This is a genomic window from Caballeronia sp. LZ032 (assembly GCF_031451315.1).
Lineage (GTDB): Bacteria > Pseudomonadota > Gammaproteobacteria > Burkholderiales > Burkholderiaceae > Caballeronia.
Genome location: NZ_JARUXP010000001.1, coordinates 1,936,904 through 1,963,804 on the forward strand (window position 1 = coordinate 1,936,904; position 26,901 = coordinate 1,963,804).

Consider the following 26,901-nt stretch of genomic DNA (forward strand, 5'->3'; position numbering starts at 1 on the left):
GGATGATCGTTCGATTATACCGGCGGCGGGCCGTCGTCGAGACCTGAGAGCGCACGCAGTTCGGCTTCGTCGAAACCCGCTTCGCGGCGCGCCTCGAAATTGAACGGTCCGCGCAGCCGCGGCGCGTGATAGCGGGCGGCGAGGCTTTCGTAGGTCGCGTGGGGATCGAGTTGCCGGGCGTCGCAGAGAAAGCGGAACCAGCGATTGCCGATCAGCACATGGCCGATTTCATCGCGCAGGATGATGTCCAGGATCGCTGCCGACGCGTGATCGCCCGCCTGCGCGAGCCGCTTGCGGATGGGCGGCGATGCGTCCAGCCCGCGCGCCTCCAGCGTGCGCGGCACCAGCGCCATGCGGCCGAGCACATCGCCGCGCGTGCGCTGCGCCATGTCCCACAGGCCGTCGTGCGCCGGGAAATCGCCGTAGGCATGGCCGAATTCGGCCAGCCGCGCGCTCAGCAGCGAGAAATGATGGGCCTCCTCGGCGGCCACCTTGAGCCAGTCGAGATAGAAATCTTCGGGCATGGCCGGGAAACGCCAGACGGCGTCGAGGGCCAGGTTGATCGCGTTGAACTCGATGTGCGCCAGCGCGTGCAGCAACACGGCGCGCCCCGCTTCCGACTGCATGCCGCGCCGCTTCAGCGCCGACGGCTCGACCAGCGCGGGCCGCGCCGGACGGCCGGGAAGATCGCCGGGATCGGCGGGAGCGCCCGCCGGATCGATCCGCGCGGCCTGCGCGCGCACCGCGTCCCACAACGCGCGCGTGCGCGACGCCTTCACGGCGGGATCGTGCTCGCGCAGGATCTCGAGCGCGAGCAGGCGGACATCGGTGTCGGAGGGCGTGGCGGTCTCGTGCATGGTGGCGGTCTGGAGAGAGGATGCCGGAAAATTCCCGATCGGCGGGCATCCAGTGCAAACGGCTAAAATGGACATCCCGGCGCACGCCCGCGCATCGCGCAACGACGTCGGCCGCCGTGCCGGCAGGCGCGCATTGTAGCGCCGCCGCCGGTCCCGCCCCGGCCACGCCCCGTTCGCATCCATTCATACGAATCCACGCCTCAGGAGACAATGTGGCCATCTACAAACTCGGCGACGACGCCCCCACCATCCACGAAAGCGTGTTTCTCGCGGACACCGCGACCATCATCGGTCGCGTGACGCTCGCGGAAAACGCCAGCGTGTGGCCCGGCGCCGCCCTGCGCGGCGACAACGAGCCGATCGTCGTCGGGCGCGGCAGCAACGTGCAGGAAGGCGCGGTGCTGCACGCGGACCCGGGTTTTCCACTGACGATTGAAAACGACGTCACCGTCGGCCATCAGGCGATGCTGCATGGTTGCACGGTCAAGGAAGGCTCGCTGATCGGGATTCAGGCGGTGGTCTTGAATGGCGCGGTGATCGGCCGCAACTGTCTGGTTGGCGCGGGCGCCGTGGTCACCGAAGGCAAGGTCTTTCCGGACAACATGCTGATTCTCGGCGCGCCGGCGAAGGCCATCCGGGAGATCGGCGAAGCGGACATCGCCCGCATGCGCGGGGCCACGGCAAGCTATGCCGACCGGCGCGAATATTACAAGGCGCAGCTCGTGCGCATCGGCTGAGACCCGGACATCCGGGCCAGTCTCAACACCCAAGGAAGAGTTGTGAACGACCAGTTGCAGAAATTCATGTTCAACGCGGCGCCCGTGCGCGGCGAGATCGTCTCGCTGCGCCATACGTGGCAGGAAGTGCTCGCGCGCCGCCAGTACCCGGTGGCCGTGCGCAACGTGCTCGGCGAGATGATGGCGGCGTGCGCGCTGCTGTCGGCCAATCTCAAGTTCGACGGCACGCTCGTCATGCAGATCTACGGCGACGGCCCCGTGAAGATGCTGGTCGTGCAGTGCCATTCGAACCTGTCGCTGCGCGCCACCGCCAAGCTGGCCGACGGCGCGGAAAGCGAGCTGAAGGACGAGATGTCGCTCAGCGAGCTGCTGAACCAGCATGGCCGCGGCCGTTGCGTGATCACGCTCGATCCGTCCGACAAGAAGCCGGGCCAGCAGCCGTACCAGGGCATCGTGCCGCTGTCGGGCGAGCATGGCCCGCTGGCGTCGATGGCCGAGGTGCTCGAGCACTACATGCACCACTCCGAGCAGCTCGACACGCGCCTGTGGCTCGCCGCCGACACCGATCGCGCGGTCGGCATGCTGCTGCAGAAGCTGCCCGGCGACGGCGGCATCGTTCCGCATCCGGGCGAGCACGACGCCGATACGTGGCAGCGCGTCTGCCATCTCGGCAGCACGCTGTCCAACGAGGAACTGCTGAAGGAAGAACCGGACACCGTGTTCAAGCGGCTCTTCTGGCAGGAAAACGTCCAGCATTTCGATCCGGCGCCGGCGCGCTTCCAGTGCAGCTGCTCGCGCGAGAAAGTGGGCGGCATGCTGAAGATGCTGGGCCGCGAGGAAGTGGACAGCGTCATTGAAGAGCGCGGCGGCGTCGAGGTGCACTGCGAGTTCTGCAACCAGCGCTATGACTTCGACCCGGTGGACGTCGCGCAACTTTTCGTCGCTAAAGAGCTCTCACAAGGCGTGAGCCCGGCGTCGGACCGGCGTCATTGAGCGTCGGGCGCAACAAGGCTTGAGAGCGTCGCCTGCGGTGCGGTTCACGGAAAGCCCGCCGCAGCTTCAGTCTGATTTTCCGTTCAGATGTCCGGCCCGCTGGAGGTCGCAAGATGAAAACCGCACTGCCCGACTGTAAACGGCTGACGGGGTCGTTCGCACTTGTCGCGGGGTTCGCGCTCGTCGCGGGCTGCGCGATGGAACCGCCCGGCCCGTCACCCATCTATAGCCGTCTGCCCGATACCGCGCCCGCGCCGCAACAGGCGCTGACGCCGCAGCAGCAGATGGCGCGCTACAACGCCATCGACAAACAGGCGCTCAACGAATCGCAGCAGGCCGCCACGGCCAGCGAAGCCGCGCGGACGATGTCGCAGTTCTACGCACCGGCGCCCGCGCCAGTTTCGGTGTACGGCGGCTATTCGAGCGGCGGCTGGGGCGGACCGTACTGGGGCACGGGCGTGGGTATCGGCACCTGGTGGTGAGCGCGGCAACCCACGGCTCCTGAAAACAAAAATGGCGCAGTCACTCGAAGTGACCGCGCCATTTTTTTCGTCTGTCTGAACCGCGCCGCAGTGCTACTGCGCGCCGCCCTTCTTCTTCGCTTCAGCCGCCTTGTCCTTCTGCGCCTTGCGGTCGAGATCGCGCAGCTCCTGCTTCGAGCGCGACACCGGATTCGGCACGACGCGCAACGGCGCCGACGACACCTGACCACGCGTCGACCCGCTCATGCCCGGCACGTTGGCCGAGTTGACGGGCGCGGTAGAGTTCGGCGAGACGAACTGCACGAAGACCTCGCTGTCCTTCACCATGCCCATCTCGTAGCGCGCACGTTCCTCGACCGCCGACGTGCCGTTCTGCAGATCTTGAACCTCGCCCTGCACCCGCTCGTTGCGCAGGCGCAGATTGGCGTTCTTGTCCGTCTGCTGCCCAAGCTGCTGCTGCAGTTCATGCACGCGCAGCCAGCCGCCGTGGCCCCACCAAAGCGGGTACTGGATCAGCGCCAGCAACAGAATCAGAACGACAGTGACGAGCCGCATTCAAGTAGCCGAAAGAAGCGTCGCCCGGCGGCAAAAGACGAATGGCCGAGGGCGACGGGCTGGAAATAAGACTGACGAACCCTTATCGACTAAAGCGGCGAAAGCTTTAGCGCAGGTTGTAGAACGCCGACTTGCCCGGGTAGCTCGCGATATCGCCGAGATCTTCCTCGATGCGCAGCAGCTGGTTGTACTTCGAGATGCGGTCGCTGCGCGACAGCGAGCCGGTCTTGATCTGGCCGGCGTTCAGGCCCACCGCGATATCCGCGATGGTCGAATCTTCCGTCTCGCCCGAACGATGCGAGATGACAGCCGTGTAGCCCGCCCGCTTGGCCATTTCGATGGCCGCGAAGGTTTCCGTCAGCGTGCCGATCTGGTTGATCTTGATGAGGATCGAGTTGGCGATGCCCTTCTCGATGCCTTCCTTCAGGATGCGCGTGTTGGTCACGAAGAGATCGTCGCCGACCAGCTGGATCTTCTTGCCGAGCTTTTCCGTCAGGATCCGCCAGCCTTCCCAGTCGCCTTCGTGCATGCCGTCCTCGATCGAGACGATCGGGAACTTGTCGGCCAGCGTGGCGAGGTAGTCGGCGAATTCGCTCGACGACAGTTGCAGGCCTTCGCCCGCGAGCTGGTACTTGCCGTCGTGATAGAACTCGCTCGCCGCACAGTCGAGCGCGAGCAGCACGTCCTCACCGGCGCGATAACCCGCCTTCTCGATGGCTTGCAGGATCGTCGAGAGGCACTCGTCATTGCTGCCGAAGTTCGGCGCGAAGCCGCCTTCGTCGCCCACGGCGGTGCTCATGCCGCGCTCGGCCAGGATCTTCTTCAGCGCGTGGAACACTTCGGCGCCGCAGCGCAGCGCTTCGCGGAAGGTCGGCTGGCTCACCGGCACGATCATGAATTCCTGGATGTCCAGGCTGTTGTTGGCGTGCGCGCCGCCGTTGACGATATTCATCATCGGCACCGGCAGCTGCATGGCGCCCGAGCCACCGAAATAGCGGTACAGCGGCAGGCCGGCTTCTTCAGCGGCGGCCTTTGCGACGGCCATCGACACGGCCAGCATCGCGTTCGCGCCGAGACGCGACTTGTTGTCCGTGCCGTCGAGTTCGAGCAGGGTCTTGTCGAGGAAGGCTTGTTCCGAGGCGTCGAGGCCCATGATGGCTTCGGAAATCTCGGTGTTGATGTGTTCGACGGCTTTCAGCACGCCCTTGCCGTTGTAGCGGCCGGCTTCGTCGTCGCGCAGTTCGATGGCTTCGCGCGAACCGGTGGACGCACCCGACGGCACCGCGGCGCGGCCCATCGTGCCCGATTCGAGCAACACGTCGCATTCGACGGTCGGATTGCCTCGCGAATCGAGAATCTCGCGGCCGATGATATCTACGATAGCACTCATGGTTTCCTCAAGAAATGACGATGAATTCTGTCAGGCGTTACGACGCGGCGCGGCCGGACTGGCCGTGGCGCTCGCGCCTGCTGCGCTTCGCCCGGACCCTTTATGCACGACCCCTGATTCAGTGGCGCGGCAGCGTTGCGCGACGCGTAACAAGCTCGTCACAAGCGCGGCCGACGCTGCGGTGAACTGAATCCGTCAGGCTGATGCGGGACCGGCACATGCGGTCACGATACTGCCTGCGTGACCGCTGAATGCTGCAAGTTCGGCTTCAAGTTCGGCTTCAGGTTCGTCATGACGGCCATGCCTTCGAACACATCAGGCACGGCCCGCTCCTCCTGCACGGCCACGTCACGTGACCGCTGCTCTGCATGCGGGCGCCGACACGGGCGCCCGCTATCGTACTTCTTCACCGCGAAACTGCAATGGCGGTTGCCGCTCAGTTTCAGTTGAAATCACTTTCGAGGAACGGGCCGCTCTTGACGGCGCGATCGATCGTGATGAGCGTTTCCAGCAGCGCTTCCATGCGATGCAGCGGCACCGCGTTCGGACCGTCCGACTTCGCGCAGGCCGGGTCCGGATGCGTCTCCATGAACACGCCCGCGACACCCGTGGCGATGGCCGCGCGCGCCAGCACCGGCACGAACTCGCGCTGGCCGCCGGAACTGGTGCCCTGCCCGCCCGGCAACTGCACCGAGTGGGTGGCGTCGAACACGACCGGTGCATTCGTCTCGCGCATGATCGCGAGCGAGCGCATGTCGGAGACGAGGTTGTTATAGCCGAACGACACGCCGCGCTCGCACGCCATGAAGCGGTCTTCCGACAAGCCCGCTTCGCGCGCGGCGTCACGGGCCTTGTCGATCACGTTCTTCATGTCGTGCGGTGCGAGAAACTGGCCTTTCTTGATGTTGACCGGCTTGCCCGAACGCGCGCACGCGTGGATGAAGTCCGTCTGGCGGCACAGGAACGCGGGTGTCTGCAGTACGTCCACGACCGACGCCACGGCTTCGATTTCCTCTTCGGCATGCACGTCGGTCAAGACGGGCACGCCCAGTTGCTTCTTCACTTCGCCCAGGATGCGCAGGCCTTCGTCCATGCCCGGACCGCGATACGACTTGCCCGAGCTGCGGTTCGCCTTGTCGAACGACGACTTGTAGATGAACGGGATGCCGAGCTTCGCGGTGATTTCCTTCAGCCGTCCGGCGACGTCAATGGTCATCTGCTCCGACTCGACCACGCAGGTTCCCGCGATCAGGAAGAACGGCTGGTCGAGACCGGCTTCGAAGTGACACAGCTTCATGCTTGCGCTCCAGCGGTGGCCTTGGCCTGCGACGTCGCGCCCGCGCCTTGCGCATGCGCGCGCGCGGCGTCGACGAACGCCTTGAAGAGCGGATGCCCGTCGCGCGGCGTCGAGGTGAACTCGGGGTGGAACTGCACGCCGACAAACCACGGATGCAGCGCTTGCGGCAGTTCCATCATTTCGGGCAGGTCTTCGCTCGGGGTACGGGCGCTGATGATAAGCCCGCCTGCTTCGAGCTGGGGCACGAAACGGTTATTGACTTCATAACGGTGACGATGACGCTCGTTCACATCCGTGCCGTAGATGCGCTCGGCCATGGTGCCCGGCTTGATCGGGCACTTCTGCGAACCGAGGCGCATGGTGCCGCCCAGATCCGATTCCTCGCTGCGCTTCTCGACGCGGCCCGCGCGGTCGTACCACTCGGTGATGAGCGCGACGACCGGGTTCTTCGTGTCCTGATCGAACTCGGTGGAGTTCGCGTCCGCGAGACCGGCGACGTCGCGCGCGAACTCGATGACCGCGAGCTGCATGCCGAGACAGATGCCGAGATACGGCGTCTTCGATTCGCGTGCGTAGCGGATGGCCTTGATCTTGCCTTCCGTACCGCGCCGGCCGAAGCCGCCCGGCACCAGCACGGCGTCGAGATGCTTGAGGGCGTCCGTGCCTTCGGCGTCGATCTGCTCGGAATCGATGTATTCGATGTTGACCTTGGTCGACGTATGGATGGCCGCGTGGCGCAGCGCCTCGATCAGCGACTTGTACGACTCCGTGAGCTCGACATACTTGCCGACCATGCCGATGGTCACTTCGCTCTTCGGATGCTCGAGCTTCTGCACGAGGTCCGCCCACATCGCGAGATCCGCCGGCGGCGGCGCGAGCTTGAGCTCCTCGCAGATGATGTCGTCGAGATGCTGGTCGTTGAGCATCTGCGGAATCTTGTAGATGCTGTCCGCGTCCCATACGGAGATCACCGCGTCTTCCGGCACGTTCGAGAACATCGAGATCTTCGAGCGCTCGTCGTCGGGAATCGGGCGGTCGGCGCGGCACAGCAGCACGTTCGGATAGATACCGATCTCGCGCAGCTTCTGCACGCTGTGCTGCGTGGGCTTGGTCTTCAGTTCGCCCGCGGTGGCGATGAACGGCACGAGCGTCAGGTGCACGAAGCACGCGCTGTTGCGGCCCATGCGCAGGCTCATCTGGCGCGCGGCTTCGAGGAACGGCAGCGATTCGATGTCGCCCACCGTGCCGCCGATCTCGACGATCGCGACATCCGGCTGGCCGCAGGTGGCCGCCGCCGCGCCGCGCTCGACGAACGCCTGGATTTCGTTGGTGATGTGCGGAATGACCTGCACCGTCTTGCCGAGGTACTCGCCGCGGCGTTCCTTGCGGATCACCGATTCGTAGATCTGGCCGGTGGTGAAATTGTTGGCCTTGCGCATCTTCGTGCTGATGAAGCGCTCGTAGTGGCCGAGGTCGAGATCGGTTTCCGCGCCGTCTTCCGTCACGAACACTTCGCCGTGCTGAAACGGGGACATCGTGCCGGGGTCGACGTTGATGTAGGGATCGAGCTTGAGAAGGGTGACTTTCAGACCGCGCGATTCGAGGATCGCGGCGAGGGAGGCGGCGGCAATACCCTTGCCGAGGGAAGACACTACGCCGCCGGTGACGAATACATATTTGGTCATCGCTAGATGCTCGCGGGAAAAACGGATTATACCGTAAAGGCCGCGCCCCACGAAGCGTGCCTGGACGCTGGAGGGGCTCAGAATGCGCGCGTTTTTGCCCGCATTCCGGGAAACCGTTTCGTCGCGCGGCACGTGCGCCTCGTGCCCTTTTTCAAGCCCTGTCGGGCGTCGCGTCAGACGCCGATGCGCATCGCCGTGATCATGCGCTGCACGGCGCGCGCGGTATCGATCGGGCGTTCCATCGGAAACAAATGGCTGCCGTCCAGCCATTCGAGCCGCTCGCCGACGATCCGCCGCGTCATGCCGAGCCCCACGTGGCGCACCTCGCGCGAACGCGTCCCCGCGATGAAGCCCGCCGGCACCGGCGCGCCGTGCGCGAGCCGCGCGCCGAGCGTGTGCGGCAAGGTGCGATAGATCAGATATTCGACCTGCCGGTCGAACGCCAGCGTGCGTCCGCCTTCAGGGTGCGCTTCACGCATGCCGCGGTCGATGTAGTCGGCCAGCATGCGCTCGTCCCAGCGCGCGAAGGCGGGCTTGGCGTGAAAATGCCGCCATGCCTCGTCGCGGCTTGCCCAGTGCGTGCGCCGCTTGCGCGTGGCGGCGGCGGGCGACAGCCGCTCGTCCAGTCCGGTCCACTGCGTGATGCGCAACAAACCGCTCTTCCAGCCCGCGATCACCGGCGAATCGAGCATCACGACGCCCTTCACCCAGTTCGGCCGCTTCAGCGCCGCCAGCAGCGAGAGATAGCCGCCCAGCGAATGCCCGACGAGCCAGACCTTCGCGGGTTCGCCGTCGGTGCTGCCGCGCTGGCGGTTCATGTCGTCGATGAGCTGCTCCGCCAGATGCGGCCAGTCCTGCGTGACCGGAAAGCGCGGATCGTGACCAATGCATTCGATGCCGCGAATCTCGAATTCGTCGGCCAGTTCGGCGAACATCGTGCGATAGGTCGATGCGGGAAAGCCGTTCGCATGCGAAAACTGGATGATGTCTTTCACGCGTGCACGCCTCCGTTGCCGTTGCGCTTGTTCGGTTGATCTGGTTCTGTCTGCTCTTGTTCTGATCAGCGCCCCATCCAGTAGCGGGCGTGCGTCTGTCTGAAGCGTTCGAGCACGAGATCCGCGCCGATCTCGACGCGCGCCGCGCCGTCTTCGTCGCTGCGTGACAGCGGCATGGCGCGCAGGCCGTAGCGCGCGAACACGCTGGCATTCGGGTGATGAAAACGGTTGCGATAGCCTACCTGAAATAGCGCGGCGCGCGGCTCGACGGCATCGAGGAAAGGCTCGGTCGACGACGTGCGGCTGCCGTGATGCGGTGCGATCAGCAGGTCGGCGCGCAGGACGTCGCGGGCGCGTGAGAGCAGCTCGCGTTCGACGTCGGCCTCGATGTCCGCCGTGAAGAGCGCCGCCCGCCCCGCCGCGCTCGTCACCTTGAGCACGCACGATTGCCGGTTCGGCTTGCCCGTGAGCGGCGCGGGCTCCGGCCACAGCACGCGGAATCCGACGCCGTCCCATTGCCAGCGCTGGCCCGCCGCGCAGCGCAGCGTCTCGATGCCGCGCGCGCGGGCGGATGCCCAGAGCGCGTCCTGCGCGGGCAGCGAGGCGAGCAGTTGCCGCACGGCGACCATCCGCAGCACGGCGGGCGCGCCGCCCGCGTGATCCGAATCGGAATGACTGATGACGAGCGCATCGAGCGTAGTTACGCCGGTGGCGAGCAAATACGGCGCGACGATGCGCTCGCCCGCATGGGTCGATTCCGGACCAGGGCCGGCGTCGAACAGCAGCGCATGATGCGCGGTTTCGATGACGAGCGCCGAGCCTTGGCCGATATCCAGCGCGGTCACGCGGAACGCGCCCGGCGGCGCCGGATGCGGCGCGGGCGCGAGCAGCGGCAGCCAGGTCAGCGGTGCGGCCCAGCGCAGCGGCCAGCCCTGCGGCGCCAATGCCCATAGAACGCCGATGCACGCCGCCGCCAGCGCGAACGGCTCCGGCCGGGGCAACTGCCAGAGCGACGCGGGCGCTGCGGCGGCGAGGCGCGCCAGCAAGTCGCACAGCACGGCGAGTGCGGCGTGTGCCATATGCAGCAAGGGCGCGTCGAAGGGCGCGGGCAGCAGCAGGCCGGCGAGCGTCGCGGGCGTGACGAGCACGCTGATCCATGGGATGGCGAAGATGTTCGCGAGCGGTCCAAGCAAGGGGATCTGTGAGAACCACCAGACGGTGAGCGGCGCGAGCGCGAGTGTCACCGCGTACTGAACGCGCACGCCGGCCGCCATCCGCTCCCGCACGCGGCGCGCGCAGCGGCGCATGAAGTGGAGCACGCGTGCGACGGTGCGCCGCGCGCCGGGAGACGGCGCGGGCCGCTGGCCCACTTCGCTCGGATCGACGCGGTCCCATTGGTCGATGTCGTCGTCATCCGGCGTCATCCGCCGGGAGGCGGCGCGGCCCGCCGAAGCGAGCGCGAACAGTATCGCGCCCACGGCCCCGAACGACAGCCAGAACCCCGGCGACGTCACCGCCCAAGGATCGGCGGTCAGCACGCATGCGAGCGCCCAAAGCAGCACCAGTGACGACGCCGGCCGCCGCCCGCTGAACAGCGCACAGGCGGCGATCAGCAGCATCCACAGCGCGCGTTGCGCGGGCACGTTGAAGCCGGCCAGCGCGGCATAAAACGCGGCGCACGCGACTGCGCCGAGCATTGCCGCCTTCGGAGCCGCTGCGAGCAACGGCGCCGGGACGCCGCGCAGCCTCACGCGCTTCCAGACGAAGCCGCACAGCAGACCCGCCAGTCCCGCGACGAAGCCGATGTGCAAGCCGGAGATCGCGACTAGATGACTCGTGCCGGTGGCGCGCATCACGCGCCAGTCCTCCTCGCTGACGGCGTTCTGTGCGCCGACCGCCAGCGCGACGACGATGCCGCGATGCGGCGCATCGTCAAGCACGCTGTCGATGCGCTCACGCAACCGTGTACGCAAGCGGTCGAGCGCAAGCAGCGGCCCGCTGGCGTCCGGCTTCAAACGCTGCGGCGCGGGCGTGGCAGAGATGACGCCCGTCGCGCGGATATTGCGTTCCAGCAAGCTCGCTTCGCCATCCCGAAGCGCGAAGTTCGCCTCAGTGTGCGGACGCTTCAGGCGCACGGTCAGGCGCCAGCGCTCACCCGCGTACAAGGTTGGCAGCAGCGCGCCCTCCTTCGGCATCCACAGCAAGCGCACGACGCGTGGAAAGTCCTCGAGCCGCGCGCCATTCGATTCGATCTCGAAGAGCAAACGCGTGCCGTCGGCGCGTGGGTCGGGCATGCCGCGCACGAAGCCGCTCAGTTCGATATCCCTTTGCTCGTAAGCAAGCGGCAACTGCCGCTGCAAGCGCACTTCGGCCCGCCATGCCGCAAACGCAAAGCCCGCGATGCAAGCAGCAATCGTGAAGCTCGCCACGCGCAGCCGCGGCTTCGCGATGCCCAGTCCGATTGCCACCAAGAAGCCGGCACAGCAAACGAGCCACCCGAAGCCGCCCGGCAAGTGCGCCTGCTGCTGAAGCCATCCGATGCCCAACGCATATCCCAGCAGAATCGCCCGCACCGCTTCCTCGTCCTCATTGCCGTCGCGAACGCAAACCACCTTGCATCCGACGAAACGATTATGAGGAAGCTAGCGCGAGCCGTGGCAGCGCCGCGTGTGCGCTGGCCGTTGTGCCTAGGGAAAGCGCGGGTTCATCGATGCCGCGCAGTTGCGCCAGCACCTGCGCGATGCGCGCCACCTGATCCGGCGTGTTGCGCTGCTTGTAGCGCCATGAGGGCGCGATGTCGGGCGCGTCGGTTTCGAGCACGATCGCGTCGAGCGGCAGATCGGTGGCGAGCCGCCGGATCTGCAGCGCGCGCTCGAACGTCAGGTTGCCGCCGAAACCGAGCCGCATGCCCTGCGCGATGAACGCCTCCGCCTGCTGGAAACTGCCGTTGAACGCATGCGCGATGCCCTGATGAATGTCGTGCACGCGCAGGCCTTTCAGCACCTTGTCCTGCGACTTGCGCACGTGGCAGATCACCGGCAGGCCGAACTCGTGCGCCAGCTTCAGTTGGGTGTGGAAGAAGAACTGCTGGCGGGCATCGTCGAGCGTCGGCACGAAGTAGTCGAGCCCGATCTCGCCGATACCCACGAAGCGCGGATCGTCCATGCTCGCCGCGATTTGCTCGCGCAGCACGCGCAGGTCGTCGTCGGTGGCGCCGGGCGTGTACAGCGGATGAATGCCGAGCGCATACGCCCCGCCCGCGATCCGATGCGCCAGCTCGCGCACCGTGTCGAAGTTGAAGCGCCCCACGCCCGGAATCACGATGCGCGCGACCTTTGCCGCGTGCGCGGCCCCGGCGACGGCGTCACGATCGGCGTCGAATTCGCCGGCATCGAGATGACAGTGCGTATCGATCCACATGACGCCCTCCGCGCAGACCCAGGATCAGACCGGCACCACCGGCTCTTCGTGCAGCACGCCGTCGCGCAGGCGCATGATGCGGTCGCAGCGCGCGGCCAGATCCGTGTCGTGCGTGACGATCACGAAGCTCGTCTCCAGCGTCTGCGACAACTCCAGCATCAGGTTGAACACGGTGTCCGCGGTGCCGCTGTCGAGGTTGCCGGTGGGCTCGTCGGCGAGCACGCAGGCGGGCCGCGTGACGAGCGCGCGGGCAATCGCCACGCGCTGCCGCTCGCCGCCCGACAGCTCGCCCGGCCGATGCTTCGCCCGATGCCCCACGCCCACCCGTTCCAGCATCTCCTGCGCCTGCTTGCGCGACGCTTCCTCGGTCATGCGGCGGATGCGCAGCGGCATCGCGACGTTGTCGAGCGCGGTGAATTCCGGCAACAGATGATGAAACTGATAGACGAAGCCGAGCGCGCGATTGCGCAGCTCGTTGCGCTCCTTCTCCTTCAGCTCGGTGAACGGCTTGCCGAGCAGCGACACCTTGCCGGCGCTCGGTTCGTCGAGGCCGCCGAGCACGTGCAGCAGCGTGCTCTTGCCCGAACCGGACGCACCGACGATCGCCAGCTTCTCGCCCTTCATCACCTGCAACTGGGCGTTGTTGAGCACGGGCACGTTGAAGCCGCCCTGCACGAAAGCCTTCGAAATGGCCGAGGCGTTCAGCACCACATTGTCGGCGGGAATCAGATCACTCATAGCGCAGCGCCTCCGCCGGACGAATCTTCGCGCCGCGCCAGCTCGGATAGAGCGTCGCGAGCGACGACAACAGGAACGCGATGACGCCGATCTTCGCGACATCGCCGGGCACGAGCTCGGACGGCAGCTCGCTGATGAAATACACCGAGGACGGCAGGAACTGCACGTTGAACAGATGCTCGATCATGGGCACCAGCCACGGAATGCTCCACGCGATCAGGCAGCCGAAGGTCACGCCGAGCGCCGTGCCGATGAAGCCAATCGTCACACCCTGCACGACGAAGATCTTCATGATCGAGCCCGGCTGCGCGCCGAGCGTGCGCAGGATGGCGATGTCGGCCTGCTTGTCAGTGACGGTCATCACCAGCGACGACACCAGGTTGAACGCCGCCACCGCGATGATCAGCGTGAGGATGATGAACATCATGCGCTTCTCGATCTGCACGGCCGAGAACCAGGTCTTGTTCTGCTGCGTCCAGTCGCGAATGTAGAGATCGCCGGACAGCGTCTTCGCCAGCTCGCGCGCCACCTGCGGCGCGCGCTGCATGTCCTTCAGACGCAGCCGCACGCCGGTGGGCGCGGGCAGGCGGAACAGCGCCTCCGCGTCCTTGATCTCGATCAGCGCCAGCGTGGAGTCGTACTCGTAGTGGCCGGACTCGAAGATGCCCACCACCGTGAACTGCTTGAGGCGCGGCATCATCCCGGCGGGCGTGATGGTGCCTTCGGGCGCGACCAGCGTGATCTTGTCGCCGGTCATCACGCCCAGGTTCATTGCGAGATCCTTGCCCAGCGCGATGCCGAAGCCGCCCGGCACGAGATCCGTCAGCTTGCCCGCGCGCATCTCCTTGCCGATGTCCGAGACTTCCGGCTCCAGCGAAGGCTCCACGCCGCGCAGCGCGACGCCGCTGACCGCGCCCTGGCGCGTGAGCAGCGCCTGCGCTTCGACATAAGGCGCCGCGCCGATCACTTCCGGATTGCGGCGCGCTTCCTGCGCGGTGAGTTGCCAGTTGGGCATGGAACCGGTCGGCGAGAAGATCTCGACGTGCGCGAGCACGGACAGCATGCGGTCGCGCACTTCCTTCTGGAAGCCGTTCATCACGGAGAGCACGACGATCAGTGCGGCGACGCCGAGCGCGATGCCCGCCATCGAAACGAGCGCGATGAACGAGATGAAGCCGTTGCCTGTGGTGCGTTTGCTGGCGCGCGTGTAGCGCCAGCCGATCTGCCATTCGTACGGAAGTTTCAAGCGAGTCCTTTTTTGCTGCTGGTCAAGCGTTGCGGCGCCCTGATGACACCGTGTGAATACGCCCGGGCGGCCGTGGTGGATGCATGACGGCCAGCGCGCCTCCGGCCTGCAAGACGCCGATGCCGCCGCCCCCGCGCGTGAAATTTGCGAAAGTTTGCCATATATGAAGAAAGCCACGCAGGAACCTGCGTTGCGGGCGAGTCCTGCGGGCGAGTCGAAATCACGCCGCGCGCGGCATCGGCAAAAGCGCTTTGCCCTACAATGCCGGGCATCATGCCCGCTCACGCACTCCCTGCACTTCATCTCCTGCTGCCCTTCGCGCTGCCCTCGGCCGCCGATGCCGCCACCGCCCTGCATGGCCTGGAGGGCGCGGCGCTCGACAAACTGCTGGCCCGCGCCACGCTCGAAGAACGCGTGATCGGCGAAGACTTTCAGCGCACGCTGCCGCACGAACGCTGGGTTGCGCGACGCTTCGGCGCGGTCACGCCCGCCGACCAGCGCCATGCCGACGATGCCCCGCTCGCCCCCTTCATGCTGCTCGCCGACGGCGGCACGCCCGGCGATGCCTCGTGGGCCTGCATCGAACCGGTGCATGTGCGGATCGCCCACGATCATCTGGTGCTGATCGATCCGGATACGCTCGGCGTGCATACCGAGGAAGCCCGCGTGCTGCTCGAACTCGCGCGCCCGCTGATCGAGGATCAGGGCCTGACGTTGCAGGCGCCGACGCCCTTGCGCTGGTACGTGTCGGGCGCGGCGCTGGGTACGCTCGCCGGCGCGGCGCCGCTGCGCGCGACGGGCCGCAACATCGAAATCTGGCTGCCGCACGAAGCCCGCACCGGCGAGCGTTCGCGCGCCTGGATGAAGCTGCAGAACGAAGTGCAGATGGCATGGTTCGAACAGCCGCTGAATCTCGAACGCGAGTCGCGCGGCCTGCCCGCCATCAACTCGATCTGGCTGCACGCGCAAGGGGCGCTGCGTCCGGTGACGAGCCCGTTCGCGCGCGTGCTGTCGGAGGCCGCGGCCACGCGCGGACTGGCGCTGGCGGCGGGCATCGAGCCGTCGCGGCCGCCGGAGTCGTTCGCGGCGCTGCCGGCGGATACGTCCGGCAAGTCCGGCACGACGCTCGTCGAACTCGATCCGTTCTCGGCGCCCTTCATCGAACAGGACTGGGCGCGCTGGAATGCCGCACTCAGGACGCTCGAAGAGACGTGGTTCGCGCCGGCGCTGCAGGCGCTCACCGACGGCTCGCTCGGCCGCTTCGAACTGACGCTGTGCGGCGACACGGGTTCGGTCACGCTCGGCGTCACGCGCGGCGACCTGCGCAAATTCTGGCGGCGCCGGCCGGTCGCGGCGCTGCTCATCGAATAAGGCTTTTCCGAATGACGCGAATCGTTACCCGTGCCGCCTCCCCCGCCGATGCCGAAGCGCTCGCGCGCCACGGGCTGCATCCCGTCATCGCCCGGCTGTACGCGGCGCGCGGCGTGCGCACGCCCGACGAAGTGGAAACCGAGTTCAAGCGCCTGCATCCGCCCGCCGGCCTCAAGGGTTGCGACGACGCCGCCGTCGTGCTCGCCGACGCGCTCGAAGCGGGCAAACGCATGCTGGTCGTCGCGGACTACGACTGCGACGGCGCCACCGCCTGCGCCGTGGCCGTGCGCGGCATGCGCATGTTCGGCGCGAACATCGACTATCTGGTGCCGAACCGCTTCGAGTATGGCTACGGGCTGACGCCGGAAATCGTCGACCTGGCGGCGCGCTCGGCGTCTGGCCTGCCCGAACTGCTGATCACGGTCGACAACGGCATTGCCAGCGTGGACGGCGTCGCGGCCGCGAACGCGCTCGGCATCGACGTGCTCGTGACCGATCATCACCTGCCCGGCGACGAACTTCCCGCCGCGCGCGCGATCGTCAATCCGAACCAGCCGGGCTGCGTGTTTCCGAGCAAGTGCCTGGCGGGCGTCGGCGTGATGTTCTACGTGCTGCTTGCGTTGCGCGCCGAACTGCGCCGCCGCGGTACGTATCAGAATCAGGATGTGCCCGAACCGCGCCTCGACGGCCTGCTCGATCTGGTCGCGCTCGGCACCGTCGCCGATGTCGTGAAGCTCGACTGCAACAATCGCATCCTGGTCGCGCAAGGCCTCAAGCGGATCCGCTCGGGGCGCATGCAGCCGGGCATCGCGGCGCTGTTCCGCGCCGCCGCCCGCGACGCGCGCACCGCCTCGGGCTTCGATCTCGGCTTCGCGCTCGGGCCGCGCCTGAATGCGGCGGGCCGGTTGTCGGACATGTCGCTCGGCATCGAATGCCTGACCACCGACGACATCGGCCGCGCCTGGGAACTCGCGCAGCAACTCGACGGCATGAACCGCGAACGCCGGGAAATCGAAGCCGGCATGCAGCAGCAGGCGCTGGCCGAACTGCAGACGCTCGATTGCGGCGAGCGCGCGACGCTCACGCTCTACGACGCGAGCTGGCATCAGGGCGTGATCGGGATCGTCGCGGGGCGGCTGAAGGAACGCTTTCACCGGCCGTCGTTCACGTTCGCCCACGCCGACGACAGCGGCGTGCTCTGCAAGGGCTCCGGCCGTTCGATCCCGGGGTTTCATCTGCGCGATGCCGTGGATCTCATCAGCAAGCGCGAGCCTGGCCTGATCCACAAGTTCGGCGGCCACGCGATGGCCGCGGGCCTCACGCTCGCCACCGCCGACATCCCGCGCTTCACCGCCGCGTTCGAAGCAGTCGGCCGTGAATGGCTGACCGCGGACGCGCTTGCGCGCACCGTCGAAACCGACGGCGAACTGGAGGACGCTTACTTCACGCCGCAGTTCGTCGAAATGCTCGACGCCGCCGTGTGGGGCCAGGGCTTTCCGGCGCCCACTTTCTCCGGCGAATTCGAAGTCGCCTCGCAGGCGCTCGTGAAGGACAAGCACCTGAAGCTCTCGCTGCTGCGCGGCCGCCAGCGTTTCAACGCGATCTGGTTCAACCACGTCGATCCGCTGCCGCCGCGCGCGACCGTCGCGTACCGGCTCGTCAGCGATTCGTGGAATGGCGTCGCGCGGGTGCAATTGATTGTCGAGCACGCGGGCTGAAAACGGCCTCCACGGCCGGTCCCGCACGGGAAAACGCGGTCGATCGGCTATAATTTGCTCTTTTTACGAAGCCGAAGATCGACAATGGAAGCGGAACGTCTCAACGCGATCGAAAGCCTTCTGGCCGACCTGCGCCGTCGCGCGGGCGAGCTACGGGGGTATCTTTGACTACGACGCCAAGTCCGCGCGTCTAGCCGAAGTCAACAAGGAACTCGAAGATCCGAACGTCTGGAACGACTCGAAGAACGCCCAGGCGCTCGGTCGTGAAAAGAAGCTGCTCGACGGCGTCGTCTCGACGCTCACCGCGCTCGACAGCGACCTGAGCGACGCCAACGAACTCTTCGAGATGGCGCGCGAGGAAGAGGACGAGGACACGCTGGTCGCGTCCGAAGCCGATGCCGACGCCCTGCGGGTGCGCGTCGAGGACATGGAATTCCGCCGGATGTTCTCCAACCCGGCCGACCCGAACAACTGCTTCATCGACATCCAGGCCGGCGCCGGCGGCACCGAGGCCTGCGACTGGGCGTCCATGCTGCTGCGCCAGTACCTGCGCTACTGCGAGCGCAAGGGCTTCAAGACCGAAGTGCTGGAAGAATCCGAAGGCGACGTCGCCGGCATCAAGAGCGCGACCATCAAGGTCGAGGGCGAGTACGCCTACGGCTATCTGCGCACGGAAACCGGCATTCACCGGCTGGTGCGCAAGTCGCCGTTCGATTCGTCGGGCGGACGGCATACGTCGTTCTCGTCGGTGTTCGTGTATCCGGAAATCGACGATTCCATCGAGATCGAGATCAATCCCGCCGACATCCGCACGGACACGTATCGCGCGTCGGGCGCGGGCGGCCAGCACATCAACAAGACCGACTCCGCCGTGCGTCTCACGCATGCGCCGACCGGCATCGTCGTGCAGTGCCAGAACGACCGCTCGCAGCACCGCAACCGCGCGGAAGCCATGCAGATGCTGAAGGCGCGTCTCTATGAGTTCGAGATGCGCAAGCGCCAGGCCGAACAGGACAAGCTCGAATCGAGCAAGACCGACGTGGGCTGGGGCCATCAGATCCGCTCCTACGTGCTCGACCAGAGCCGCGTGAAGGACCTGCGCACGAGCGTCGAAATGAGCAACACGCGCGCCGTGCTCGACGGCGACCTCGACGACTTCATCAGCGCGAGCCTGAAACAGGGCGTCTGACCTGCCCCAAGCGGCGCGGCTTTGCGGCCGCGCCGCGTTCGTTTCGCTGCGCCTTTGCCTCATATTCAAGCCACACCATCATGACCGAACCGACTCAACCGGGCGCCGCTCCCGAACTGGAAGAAAACCAGATCATGGCCGAGCGGCGCGAGAAACTGCGCGCGCTACGCGAGCAGGGCGTCGCCTATCCGAACGACTTCCGTCCGACGCACCAGGCCGCCGCGCTGCAAGCCGGCTATGCCGACACCGACAAGGACGCGCTCGAGGCGAATCCCCTGCCCGTCGCGCTGGCCGGACGGATGATGCTCAAGCGCGTGATGGGCAAGGCGAGCTTCGCCACGGTTCAGGACGGCAGCGGCCAGATCCAGTTCTTCATCACGCCCGCCGATGTCGGCGCCGAAACCTACGACGCCTTCAAGAAGTGGGACCTGGGCGACATCATCGCCGCCAAGGGCGTGCTGTTCCGCACCAACAAGGGCGAACTGTCGGTGCGCTGCACGGAACTGCGCCTGCTGTCGAAAGCGCTGCGTCCGCTGCCCGACAAGTTCCATGGCCTCGCCGACCAGGAAACGCGCTATCGCCAGCGTTATGTGGACCTGATCGTCACGCCGGAATCGCGCCAGACCTTCATGGCGCGCACCAAGGCCGTCACGTCGATCCGCAACTTCATGGCGCAGGCCAACTTCATGGAAGTCGAAACGCCGATGCTGCACCCGATTCCGGGCGGCGCGGCGGCCAAGCCCTTCGTCACGCATCACAATGCGCTCGACATGCAAATGTTCCTGCGCATCGCGCCGGAGCTGTATCTGAAGCGGCTGATCGTCGGCGGCTTCGAGCGCGTGTTCGAGATCAACCGTAACTTCCGGAACGAAGGCGTGTCGCCGCGTCACAATCCGGAATTCACGATGATGGAGTTTTACGCGGCCTTCACGGATTACCGCTGGCTGATGGACTTCACCGAACAGCTGATCCGCCAGGCAGCCATCGATGCGCTCGGCACCGCGACCATCACGTATCAGGGGCGCGAACTGGATCTGGCGAAGCCGTTCCATCGGCTGACGATCAATCAGGCCATCCAGAAGTACGCGCCGCAGTACACCGACGCGCAACTGACGGACGGCGCATTCCTGCGCACGGAACTGAAGAAGTTCGGCGTCGATACTTCGCAGCCGGCCTTTTTGAATGCCGGAGTCGGTTCGCTGCAACTGGCGCTGTTCGAAGAGACGGCGGAATCGCAGTTGTGGGAGCCGACCTATATCGTCGATTACCCGATCGAAGTGTCGCCGCTCGCGCGCGCGTCGGATTCGGTTGCGGGCATCACCGAGCGTTTCGAGCTGTTCATCACGGGCCGTGAAATCGCCAATGGCTTCTCGGAGCTGAACGATCCGGAAGACCAGGCCGCGCGCTTCCAGAAGCAGGTCGACCAGAAGGACGCCGGCGACGAGGAAGCCATGTATTTCGACGCCGACTACATCCGCGCGCTCGAATACGGCATGCCGCCGACAGGCGGCTGCGGGATCGGCATCGATCGTCTGGTGATGCTGCTCACCGACAGCCCCAGCATTCGCGACGTCATCCTGTTCCCGCATCTGCGTCGCGAAGACTGATTCTTCTTGCTTTTTGCGGCCTCGAAGCGCGCCCCGTCCGGGCGCGCTTTTTTTTCGTCTGAACGCTTTTCTGTTACTGCGGGTAAAAGTTTCAAGCCATCCCTCGCAGCCGTCCCTTTGCTGAAGGCCTTTCAGGCTGGCATCCGTTGTGCTTTTCTTCTTGCCGTGCGATTCCGCGAAATTGTTACAACCCGAAAAAGCGAAGAATCCGGGTTTGCCCGACAATGACCGTGACAGTCGGCCCTGCCGCAACACATTGCCTCGAGAGGAGGTTCAAAAGATGGATAACGGGACGAATAAATTCAGCACCTCGCCCGCTTCGAGCGGCGCGCAGCCGCCGCAGCGGCGTCTGCATCCGCTCATCGCGACAGCGGCGGGCGCGGTGATCGTCGCCAGCCTCGTGGCCACGGCGGCCATGACCGGACTCTTCCCGAAGGCAACCAGCAACTCGGCGCAGAATCCGCAGACGCAATCGGCTGCGGTCGCTCAGCAGCCTGTGGTCGACTCGGCAGCGCCCAGCTCGACGCAGCAATCGGCCGCGGCACAGCAGCAGGCTGCCGAGCAACAAGCCGCGCAGCAACAAGCTGCTCAGCAAGCCGCTCAGCAAGCAGCGCAACAGCGAGCCGCTCAACAAGCCGCCCAGCAACAGCCGCAGCCCGCTCAACCGTCCTACGCACAGCAACCGCCGCAACACCCGGCCTATTGCTCGACGTGTGGCACCGTCGAAGCCATCTCCGCCGTCAAGCGCGAAGGCCATGGCACGGGGATTGGCGCGGTCGGCGGCGCTGTGGCGGGCGGTGTCGTCGGCAACCAGTTCGGGCGCGGCGGCGGCCGCACTGCGATGACCCTGCTCGGCGCGCTCGGCGGCGGTCTGGCCGGCAACTCGGTCGAGAAGCACGTTCGCAGCGAAACCGATTATTCGGTCCGCGTGCGCATGGAGAACGGCCACACGCGCTATTTCACCTATAAGAACGCGCCGCCGTTTGGCCAGGGTCAGCGCGTGCGAGTCGAGAACGGCACGCTGGTCGCAGGTTGACCGCAGTGAATTGACCGAGCCAGCACCGGAAATGCAAAAAGGCGGCACACCTCACGGTTGCCGCCTTTTCGCATGAAGACGCAGAAGGTTCTAATGATCCCGCTGCGAACTGCGCGCCGGATTCTGCCGCCCGCGCATCGCGAGATAGCCCCACCAGATATAGCCCGAAAAGCCATACAGCACGAACAGGCAGAACAGCATCACCGGCGGATCCGACGACACCAGCACGAACGCCACCACCACCAGCAGCACGCCTGCAAACGGCACGCGATAGCGCACGTCGAGCGCCTTGCCGCTGTAGAACGGCGCATTCGACACCATCGTGACGCCTGCATAGATGGTGAGCGCGAACGCCACCCACGGCAGCCACACGAGTTTGAGCGGCACGCGGTTATCGGTGGCGAGCCACACGAAGCCGGCGATCAGCGCCGCCGCCGCCGGCGAAGGCAAGCCCTGGAAGTAGCGCTTGTCGACCACGCCGACATTCGTATTGAAGCGCGCGAGCCGCAGCGCCGCGCCCGAGCAATACACGAATGCCGCAAGCCAGCCCCAGCGGCCGAGATCCTTCAGCACCCACTCGTACATCACGAGCGCCGGCGCGACGCCGAACGACACCATGTCGGAAAGACTGTCGAACTGCTCGCCGAACGCACTCTGCGTGTGCGTCATGCGGGCGACGCGGCCGTCCATGCCGTCGAGCACCATCGCGACGAAAATGGCGATGGCCGCAATCTCGAAGCGCACGTTCATCGCCTGCACGACGGCGAAGAAGCCGCAAAACAGCGCGGCCGTGGTGAACGCGTTCGGCAGGAGATAAATGCCGCGCTTCTTGAGGAACTGCTGCCGCTTGGCGCGGCGCGTCTCGACGACGCCCACGTCCTGCACGGCCTTGTTGCGGCGGAACGCGCGCGGCGAAGCGCCGTTCACGCGGTTACGGCGCGGTTTGAATGCCGCCATGGAACCTCCGCGTTATTCCGCGAACTCGGCGAGGATCGTCGACGAGGCCGAAACCTTCTCGCCGATCGACACGCGCGGACGGCTTCCCACCGGCAGATAGACATCGACCCGCGAGCCGAAGCGGATGAAACCGTAGCGCTGACCGCGCGTGAGCGGTTCGCCGACATGCACGTAGCACAGGATGCGTCGCGCGATCAGACCGGCGATCTGCACCGACGTCACCGTATGACCGGCAGCCGTCTGCAGCACGACAGCATTGCGCTCGTTCTCGGTGGAAGCCTTGTCGACGGCCGCGTTCAGATACGCGCCCGGGAAGTACTGCACCTTGGTGATGGCGCCGTCCACCGGCGAGCGTTGCGAATGCACGTTGAACACGTTCATGAACACGCTGATCTTGAGCGCCTCGCGGCCAGCATACGGATCATGCGTGGTTTCCACGGCGACGATGCGGCCGTCGGCCGGACACAGCACGGCGTTGGCCTGCGAGGGAATGGGACGCGCCGGATCGCGGAAGAACTGGACGACGAAAATCACGATCAGCCAGAAGATCCAGGCGAAGCCCAAGCCGCCCATCGCCTGCACGAGGATGGCGACGACAGCCGCAATGGCGATGAACGGCCAGCCTTCGCGGGCGATGATCGGATGAGGATAGTTCATGAACGGGTTCTGTATTTTTGAAAACCGTAGGATAACAAAAGCCGCCCGGCGCCAAGGGCGTCCGGACGGCTTTTGAGGCAGCAAGAAGCGTGACTGGCGAAAGACCTTAGTTCTTCGACTGGTCGACCAGCTTGTTCTTGGCGATCCACGGCATCATCGCGCGCAGCTTTGCACCAACCTGTTCGATCTGGTGCTCGGCCGTGATGCGGCGGCGCGATTGCAGCGTCGGCGCGCCGGCGCGGTTCTCGATGATGAAGCTCTTCGCGTACTCGCCGGTCTGGATGTCCTTCAGGACTTCCTTCATCACCTTCTTCGTGTCTTCGGTGATGATGCGCGGACCCGTCACGTACTCGCCATATTCGGCGTTATTCGAGATCGAGTAGTTCATGTTCGCGATGCCGCCTTCGTAGATCAGGTCGACGATCAGCTTCAGCTCGTGCAGGCACTCGAAGTACGCCATTTCCGGCGCGTAGCCCGCTTCCACCAGCGTTTCGAAACCGGCCTTGATCAGGTCGACCGTACCGCCGCACAGCACCGCCTGCTCGCCGAACAGGTCGGTTTCGGTTTCTTCACGGAAGTTCGTTTCGATGATGCCGGCACGGCCGCCGCCGTTGGCCGCCGCGTACGACAGCGCGACATCGCGTGCCGAACCCGACTTGTCCTGCGCCACGGCGATCAGGTGCGGCACGCCGCCGCCTTGCTGGTACGTGCCGCGCACGGTGTGGCCCGGGGCCTTCGGCGCGATCATGATGACGTCGAGGTCCGCGCGCGGGATCACCTGGCCGTAATGCACGTTGAAGCCGTGCGCGAAGGCCAGCGCCGCGCCTTCCTTGGCGTTGGCGTGCACTTCGTTCTTGTACACCTCGGCGATCTGCTCGTCGGGCAGGAGCATCATGACGACGTCCGCGCCCTTCACGGCTTCGCCCACTTCCTTCACCTTGAGGCCGGCGTTCTCGGCCTTGCTCCACGATGCGCCGCCCTTGCGCAGGCCGACCGTCACGTTCACGCCGCTTTCCTTCAGGTTCAGCGCGTGTGCATGGCCTTGCGAGCCATAACCGATGATGGTGACTTGCTTGCCCTTGATGAGGGAGAGGTCGGCGTCCTTGTCGTAGAAAACTTTCATGGTGGTTCCTTGAGTCCTGATGATGCGTTGAAATAGGTTGCGCTACGTGTGCTGCTGAAGAGATGAGCCGCGCCGTTATACCCGCCGTTACACCTTGAGGATGCGCTCGCCCCGGCCGATGCCGGAGCTGCCCGTGCGAACCGTTTCGAGGATCGCCGTGGCGTCGAGCGCCTGGATGAACGCGTCGAGCTTGTCGGACGCGCCGGTCAGTTCCATCGTGTAGGTCTTTTCGGTCACGTCGATGATGCGGCCGCGGAAAATGTCCGCCATGCGCTTCATCTCTTCGCGTTCCTTGCCGACCGCCCTGACCTTGATGAGCATCAGCTCGCGCTCGATGTGGGCGCCCTCTGTCAGGTCGACCACTTTCACCACCTCGATCAGGCGGTTCAGGTGCTTCGTGATTTGTTCGATCACGTCGTCCGAGCCAATCGAGACGATGGTCAGCCGCGACAGCGAGCTGTCTTCGGTCGGCGCCACCGTCAGCGTTTCGATGTTATAGCCGCGTGCCGAAAACAGTCCCACGACGCGCGATAACGCGCCCGGTTCGTTTTCCAGCAGAACGGAGATGATGTGTTTCATGTTCGTGTTTCCCGATGTGTTTCCAGAATGGCGCCTGCCCGAAAAACCCGCGCGCGGCGCATGTCCTTTGTGAAGACAGGCGCGCACGAGCCTCGCGAGGCAAACCCGCGTTAAAGATCCTCAGACCCGAGCAGCATTTCCGTGATGCCTTTGCCGGCTTGCACCATCGGAAATACGTTTTCGGTGGGATCGGTCTGGAAGTCGAGAAATACGGTGCGATCCTTGAGACGCAGCGCTTCCTTCAGCGCCGGCTCGACGTCCGCCGTCTTTTCGACACGGATGCCGACGTGGCCGAACGCTTCGGCCAGCTTCACGAAGTCAGGCAGCGCGTCCATGTACGAACTGGAGTAGCGCTTCTTGTATTCGATCTGCTGCCACTGGCGCACCATGCCGAGATAGCGGTTGTTCAGCGAGATGATCTTGACGGGCGTGTTGTACTGCTTGCACGTCGAGAGCTCCTGGATGCACATCTGGATGGAGCCTTCGCCGGTGATGCAGACCACTTCGTCGTCCGGATAGGCCATCTTCACGCCCATCGCCGCCGGCAGGCCGAAGCCCATGGTGCCCAGGCCGCCCGAGTTGATCCAGCGGCGCGGCTTGTTGAACGGGTAGAACTGCGCGGCCCACATCTGATGCTGGCCGACGTCCGAGCACACGAAGGCATTGCCGTCGGTGAGTTCCCAGAGCTTCTCGACCACGTACTGCGGCTTGATGATGTCGCTCTTGCGGTCGTAGGCGAGGCAGTCCTTCGCGCGCCAGCCTTCAATCTCGTCCCACCACGTCTTGAGCGCCGCCGTGTCCGGGCCGTGCTCGGCGTGCTGCAGCTGCTCGATGAGATCCTTCAGCACTTCCTTCACGTCGCCGACGATGGGAATGTCCACCTTCACGCGCTTGGAAATGGATGACGGATCGACGTCGATATGGATGATCTTGCGCGGCGAGGACGCGAAATGCTTCGGGTCGCCAATCACGCGGTCGTCGAAACGCGCGCCGATGGCGATCAGCACGTCGCAGTTCTGCATCGCCATGTTGGCTTCGTACGTGCCGTGCATGCCGAGCATGCCGAGGAACTTCTTGTCCGACGCACGATAGCCGCCGAGGCCCATCAGCGTGTTGGTGACGGGATAGCCGAGCAGGTCGGCGAACTGGTTCAGTTCGCGCGACGCGTCGGCCAGGATGATGCCGCCGCCGGTGTAGATGTACGGGCGCTTCGCCGACAGCAGCAATTGCACTGCCTTGCGAATCTGGCCCGAATGGCCCTTGGTGACCGGATTGTAGGAACGCAGCGAGACGCTCTTGACCGGCTCGTACTTGCACGGCGCCTTCGACACGTCCTTCGGAATGTCGATCAGCACCGGGCCGGGACGGCCGGTACGGGCGATGTAGAACGCTTTCTTGACGGTTTCGGCCAGGTCGCGCACGTCCTTCACGAGGAAGTTGTGCTTCACGCACGGACGCGTGATGCCGACGGTGTCGCATTCCTGGAAAGCGTCGAGGCCGATGGCCGCGGTGGGCACCTGGCCGCTGATGACGACGAGCGGAATGGAATCCATGTAGGCCGTGGCGATGCCGGTGACGGCATTGGTGACGCCCGGGCCGGAGGTCACGAGGCACACGCCGACTTTGCCGGTGGAACGCGAATACGCGTCGGCGGCATGGACGGCGGCCTGCTCGTGGCGCACGAGGATGTGCTGGATCTGGTCCTGCTTGTACAGCTCGTCGTAGATGTAGAGTACCGAGCCGCCGGGATAGCCCCAGATGAATTCGACGTTTTCATCGGCCAGGGCGCGCATGAGCACGGTGCCGCCGATGGAGTCAGCTTCTGTGGAGGGGGTCGTATCCGACGTGGAGAATTCCGCGCTGGGCATGTTCATTCATCACCTTTCGAATTTTCGGCAAAAAATTGATCGGGTGCTCTCTACCGGGCTTGTGGCTCGGGTTCAAGCGGCGCGTCTAGGTTTGACAGGCGTGCTTCTTGGGCTCGCCTCAAAGCAGACATTTCACTGGATGATGCGAGTCAGAAAATGTAACAGCGGCGCAACGGGCGGGTCAAGTAAAAAGTTTCCGCTTCGGCCGCGCGCTTGCGAAAATCTTTCAAGCCGCTGCATGCAGCGGTCATCGCACACGATTGTTCCGGCCGCACGCGCAAACCACCGGTCGAGCGTCAGGAACCGCAACAAAACATCCCCAAAGCTCCGGATTCCACGAAAATTTGCTAGCATTCGCAGGTTTTCCCAGAACTCCACGATCCCTCACCGACGCAACCCGG

Annotated in this window: 23 protein-coding genes; 8 read left to right on the plus strand and 15 right to left on the minus strand. The window is 65.4% G+C overall.

Features of this window, described 5'->3' with window-relative positions; genetic code table 11:
• Window positions 1-14: 14 nt before the first annotated feature.
• The gene (locus QCE69_RS09015) at window positions 15-857 is read right to left on the minus strand and encodes a ferritin-like domain-containing protein (RefSeq protein WP_309917086.1); all 843 of its coding nucleotides are present in this window, start codon (window positions 855-857) and stop codon (window positions 15-17) included.
• Window positions 858-1,069: 212 nt separating this feature from the next.
• Between QCE69_RS09015 and QCE69_RS09020 the strand changes: the two genes are divergently transcribed.
• The 3 genes from QCE69_RS09020 (at window position 1,070) to QCE69_RS09030 (ending at window position 3,069) form a co-directional block, all read left to right on the plus strand.
• A complete protein-coding gene (locus QCE69_RS09020) occupies window positions 1,070-1,594 on the plus strand; it encodes a gamma carbonic anhydrase family protein (RefSeq protein WP_309808838.1) in 525 nt (174 codons plus the stop codon).
• Between the two features lie 42 nt (window positions 1,595-1,636).
• Window positions 1,637-2,587, plus strand: coding sequence for an Hsp33 family molecular chaperone HslO (hslO, locus tag QCE69_RS09025; protein WP_309808840.1), 951 nt, complete (start codon window positions 1,637-1,639; stop codon window positions 2,585-2,587).
• 113 nt (window positions 2,588-2,700) lie between these two features.
• On the plus strand, window positions 2,701-3,069 hold the full coding sequence (locus QCE69_RS09030) for a hypothetical protein (protein WP_309917089.1): 369 nt from the start codon (window positions 2,701-2,703) through the stop codon (window positions 3,067-3,069).
• A gap of 93 nt (window positions 3,070-3,162) precedes the next feature.
• Here the strand turns inward: QCE69_RS09030 and ftsB are convergent, their stop codons facing one another.
• The 9 genes from ftsB to QCE69_RS09075 form a co-directional block, all read right to left on the minus strand.
• Window positions 3,163-3,624: a cell division protein FtsB gene (ftsB, locus tag QCE69_RS09035; protein WP_309917091.1), complete on the minus strand. Its 462-nt coding sequence runs from the start codon at window positions 3,622-3,624 to the stop codon at window positions 3,163-3,165.
• Window positions 3,625-3,730: 106 nt separating this feature from the next.
• Window positions 3,731-5,014, minus strand: a complete 1,284-nt coding sequence (gene eno, locus QCE69_RS09040; protein WP_309917094.1) for a phosphopyruvate hydratase — start codon at window positions 5,012-5,014, stop codon at window positions 3,731-3,733.
• A 442-nt stretch (window positions 5,015-5,456) separates the two neighbouring features.
• Window positions 5,457-6,311: a 3-deoxy-8-phosphooctulonate synthase gene (gene kdsA, locus QCE69_RS09045; protein WP_309917097.1), complete on the minus strand. Its 855-nt coding sequence runs from the start codon at window positions 6,309-6,311 to the stop codon at window positions 5,457-5,459.
• Window positions 6,308-7,996, minus strand: coding sequence for a CTP synthase (locus QCE69_RS09050; RefSeq protein WP_309917099.1), 1,689 nt, complete (start codon window positions 7,994-7,996; stop codon window positions 6,308-6,310). Before QCE69_RS09050 ends, kdsA begins: the two co-directional genes overlap by 4 nt.
• A gap of 173 nt (window positions 7,997-8,169) precedes the next feature.
• A complete protein-coding gene (locus tag QCE69_RS09055; RefSeq protein WP_309930367.1) occupies window positions 8,170-8,991 on the minus strand; it encodes an alpha/beta hydrolase in 822 nt (273 codons plus the stop codon).
• Between the two features lie 65 nt (window positions 8,992-9,056).
• Window positions 9,057-11,564 (minus strand): ComEC/Rec2 family competence protein, encoded by a 2,508-nt coding sequence (locus tag QCE69_RS09060; RefSeq protein ID WP_309931612.1) that lies wholly within the window; start codon window positions 11,562-11,564, stop codon window positions 9,057-9,059.
• 58 nt (window positions 11,565-11,622) lie between these two features.
• Window positions 11,623-12,411, minus strand: coding sequence for a TatD family hydrolase (locus QCE69_RS09065; protein ID WP_309930369.1), 789 nt, complete (start codon window positions 12,409-12,411; stop codon window positions 11,623-11,625).
• 24 nt (window positions 12,412-12,435) lie between these two features.
• Window positions 12,436-13,149 carry a lipoprotein-releasing ABC transporter ATP-binding protein LolD gene (gene lolD, locus QCE69_RS09070; protein ID WP_309808859.1) on the minus strand — a complete coding sequence of 238 codons (714 nt, stop codon included), beginning with the start codon at window positions 13,147-13,149 and terminating at the stop codon, window positions 12,436-12,438.
• Window positions 13,142-14,395 (minus strand): lipoprotein-releasing ABC transporter permease subunit, encoded by a 1,254-nt coding sequence (locus tag QCE69_RS09075; RefSeq protein ID WP_309930371.1) that lies wholly within the window; start codon window positions 14,393-14,395, stop codon window positions 13,142-13,144. Before QCE69_RS09075 ends, lolD begins: the two co-directional genes overlap by 8 nt.
• Window positions 14,396-14,656: 261 nt before the next feature.
• Here QCE69_RS09075 and QCE69_RS09080 point away from each other — a divergent pair, with 261 nt between their 5' ends.
• The 5 genes from QCE69_RS09080 to QCE69_RS09100 all read left to right on the plus strand — a co-directional run bounded on the left by QCE69_RS09080 (window position 14,657) and on the right by QCE69_RS09100 (window position 21,316).
• A complete protein-coding gene (locus QCE69_RS09080; RefSeq protein WP_309917110.1) occupies window positions 14,657-15,766 on the plus strand; it encodes a regulator in 1,110 nt (369 codons plus the stop codon).
• 11 nt (window positions 15,767-15,777) lie between these two features.
• The gene (gene recJ / locus QCE69_RS09085; protein WP_309930373.1) at window positions 15,778-17,484 is read left to right on the plus strand and encodes a single-stranded-DNA-specific exonuclease RecJ; all 1,707 of its coding nucleotides are present in this window, start codon (window positions 15,778-15,780) and stop codon (window positions 17,482-17,484) included.
• A gap of 84 nt (window positions 17,485-17,568) precedes the next feature.
• A protein-coding gene (prfB, locus tag QCE69_RS09090; protein WP_309917114.1) for a peptide chain release factor 2 occupies window positions 17,569-18,673 on the plus strand; the annotation gives its coding sequence in 2 pieces (ribosomal slippage) (window positions 17,569-17,640 and window positions 17,642-18,673; 1,104 coding nt in all).
• An 80-nt stretch (window positions 18,674-18,753) separates the two neighbouring features.
• On the plus strand, window positions 18,754-20,280 hold the full coding sequence (gene lysS, locus QCE69_RS09095; RefSeq protein WP_309930375.1) for a lysine--tRNA ligase: 1,527 nt from the start codon (window positions 18,754-18,756) through the stop codon (window positions 20,278-20,280).
• A 280-nt stretch (window positions 20,281-20,560) separates the two neighbouring features.
• Window positions 20,561-21,316, plus strand: a complete 756-nt coding sequence (locus tag QCE69_RS09100; RefSeq protein ID WP_309930376.1) for a glycine zipper 2TM domain-containing protein — start codon at window positions 20,561-20,563, stop codon at window positions 21,314-21,316.
• A gap of 90 nt (window positions 21,317-21,406) precedes the next feature.
• Here QCE69_RS09100 and pssA read toward each other — a convergent pair whose 3' ends face one another.
• The 5 genes from pssA to QCE69_RS09125 form a co-directional block, all read right to left on the minus strand.
• Window positions 21,407-22,273 carry a CDP-diacylglycerol--serine O-phosphatidyltransferase gene (gene pssA, locus QCE69_RS09105; RefSeq protein WP_309808874.1) on the minus strand — a complete coding sequence of 289 codons (867 nt, stop codon included), beginning with the start codon at window positions 22,271-22,273 and terminating at the stop codon, window positions 21,407-21,409.
• Between the two features lie 12 nt (window positions 22,274-22,285).
• Window positions 22,286-22,930: a phosphatidylserine decarboxylase gene (locus tag QCE69_RS09110; protein ID WP_309808878.1), complete on the minus strand. Its 645-nt coding sequence runs from the start codon at window positions 22,928-22,930 to the stop codon at window positions 22,286-22,288.
• Window positions 22,931-23,036: 106 nt separating this feature from the next.
• Window positions 23,037-24,053 (minus strand): ketol-acid reductoisomerase, encoded by a 1,017-nt coding sequence (ilvC, locus tag QCE69_RS09115; protein WP_309808880.1) that lies wholly within the window; start codon window positions 24,051-24,053, stop codon window positions 23,037-23,039.
• An 87-nt stretch (window positions 24,054-24,140) separates the two neighbouring features.
• Window positions 24,141-24,632, minus strand: coding sequence for an acetolactate synthase small subunit (ilvN, locus tag QCE69_RS09120; RefSeq protein WP_008341906.1), 492 nt, complete (start codon window positions 24,630-24,632; stop codon window positions 24,141-24,143).
• A 110-nt stretch (window positions 24,633-24,742) separates the two neighbouring features.
• Window positions 24,743-26,506 (minus strand): acetolactate synthase 3 catalytic subunit, encoded by a 1,764-nt coding sequence (locus QCE69_RS09125; protein WP_309917120.1) that lies wholly within the window; start codon window positions 26,504-26,506, stop codon window positions 24,743-24,745.
• Window positions 26,507-26,901: the final 395 nt, after the last annotated feature.